General features: G+C 49.1%; 2 protein-coding genes. Both read left to right on the top strand.

Features of this window, described 5'->3' with window-relative positions:
* Window positions 1–230: 230 nt before the first annotated feature.
* A complete protein-coding gene (gene devC / locus RMO35_RS06090) occupies window positions 231–1388 on the top strand; it encodes an ABC transporter permease DevC (protein WP_309739352.1) in 1158 nt (385 codons plus the stop codon).
* Between the two features lie 58 nt (window positions 1389–1446).
* Window positions 1447–2509, top strand: a 1063-nt coding sequence (gene cobT, locus RMO35_RS06085; protein ID WP_309739350.1) for a nicotinate mononucleotide-dependent phosphoribosyltransferase CobT, incomplete at its 3' end; no start/stop codon positions are given.

Raw genomic sequence — 2509 nt, 5'->3', positions numbered from 1 at the left:
GCGTCGTCGAAGTCAAAATCGCGATCGATCCCACTGACAGCACCGCTGTCAAGGGGCTGACGAATTCTAAAGTATCAGTTCAAATTAATACTCAATAGGGGATAGGGAATAGGGGATAGGGGATAGTGAATAGTGAATAGTGGATAGTGAGTAAGTACTCCCAGTCCCTCCGTCCCCCATGCCCCCCGTCTCCCCCGTCCCCCCGTCCCTCCGTCCCCCATGCCCCACAAATGTTCAAGAAAATCCCCCTCGCTTGGTTGCAACTGAGCCACGAAAAAATTCGATTGCTAGTCGCGATCGCGGGAATTAGTTTCGCTGATATCCTGATGTTTATGCAGTTAGGATTTCGCGACGCGCTGTTTGATAGTGCCGTTAAATTTCATACCAACGTCAACGGCGATGTTTTTCTCGTCAGTCCTCAATCGACGGCGTTGATTGCGATGAAATCCTTTCCCCGCAGACGACTTTATCAATCCCTCGCTTTTAAAGATGTCGAATCAGTTACCCCCATTTATCTGGGCTTTGGCATCTGGAAAAACCCGGTCGAAAAAAATACTCGCCAGATCATGATTATTGGCTTCAATCCAGCCGATAAACAACTTTTTCAACTACCCGGCGTGAGTGAAAATCTGGCGAAAATGCAATTGCCAGATACCTATTTATTCGACGAAAAATCTCGCGAACAATTTGGCCCCATTCCGAAAATATTTAATGCTGGCGAAAAAGTCCAAACCGAAATAGATGGCCGGAGAGTTGATGTGGGTGGTTTATTTACACTCGGTGCATCTTTTGGTGCCGATGGTAACTTAATGACTAGCGATACCAACTTCGCCCGGATGTTCAAAAGTCGCGAACGTGGGTTGATTGATGTAGGTGTAATCAAACTCAAACCGGGTGCAGATGTACCTGCCGCAGTTGCCGCGATCGATGCCTACCTGCCCAACGATGTCAAGGTAATGTCCAAAGAACAATTTATTGACTTTGAGAAAAGTTATTGGCAAAGTGGTACTTCAATCGGGTTTATTTTTACACTTGGTACCGTGATGGGATTCATCGTCGGAATTGTAATTGTTTATCAGATTTTGTATACCGATGTTGCCGATCATTTATCTGAATATGCCACTCTCAAAGCGATGGGTTATACGGATTTTTATCTACTCACTGTCGTTTTTCAAGAAGCAATTATTCTGTCGATCGTCGGCTTTTTCCCCGGAATGTTAGCCGCTGTCGGACTTTATACAGTGACGCGCAATGCCACTAGTTTACCGTTATTAATGACTGTCGCTCGTGCTACAACCGTCCTGATTCTGACGATGATTATGTGTACTATTTCAGGCGCGATCGCGGTTCGCAAACTGCGGGCAGCAGATCCAGCGGATATGTTCTAATGCCATTATAATATCTACTACTGCATCCTCATTCGCCCCGATCGATCTTCAATAACTAATGATTCAGCTCCATACCCAACCATTACAAGCGCAACAATGGCTGGAACGGTATCGGGGGCAATTGCCAGTATTTGCCTGCGTATTGGGATTTACAGCGACATGTTTGATTCCGGGGATTTCGGCAGCGGGGAAGACACCTGAAGATCGCCAGTATACCGCGATCGCCGATGCTGAATTTTTGGTTAATGGCGTGCGCACTCAGCCTAAATATCCTTTGCCGCCCTTGATTGCTGGGGCATCGCCAGTGTATATCTCTAGAGCGATCGCTGCCGCCTCAGATATTCCTGTCTATCTCTTCGATGCTGGTTTACCCACACCGCCGAGTGTTGCCCATATCGATCTGGGCGGGTTGCCAGCAGCTTGTCTGACTACAGGCACAGCATTACCACTAGCGACTGTCCGCAAGCTCTATCAACAAGGGCTGCTCTGGGGTGAAAAATTAGCGGCGATCGCGGGTGCCGCTAGCTATCTGATTATAGGTGAGTGCGTCGTCGGGGGCACGACGACGGCATTAAGTCTCCTGGAAGGTTTGGGTATCGATGCGATCGGTAAAGTTAATAGCTCCCACCCCGTTTGTAATCATCAGCAAAAAGCAGAAATTGTCGCTCGCGGATTGGCGGGTTTAAAGTTGCCGCTTTCGCCTTGGGAACTAGTCGCAGCCATCGGCGATCCGATGCAAATTGCCGTTGCTGGTATGGCGATCGCGGCGAGTCGCAGTTGTGGCGTTTTACTCGCTGGAGGCACGCAAATGTTGGCTGTAGCCGCTCTAATTCAAGCGATCGGGATCGACCTCGATTTGGAGATTAACACAAGCGGGATCGTCGTCGGGACGACTGATTGGGTGGCGAACGATCGCTCTGGCGATACTGTCGCATTAGCGCGATTGATTCCCCAGATCCCACTGCTCTCCACTAAACTCAGTTTTGCCAACTCCCACTATCCCCAACTCCAGGTTTACCAGCAGGGATTTGTCAAAGAAGGAGTCGGTGCTGGCGGACTGGCGATCGCCGCTAGTCTTCATCGAGATTGGGGACAGGTACAAATGCTAGACTCGATCGAGC

The organism is Chamaesiphon sp. OTE_20_metabat_361 (assembly GCF_031364565.1).
Note: the sequence above shows the minus strand (reverse complement) of the source record. Positions and strands in the feature narration are given on the sequence as shown.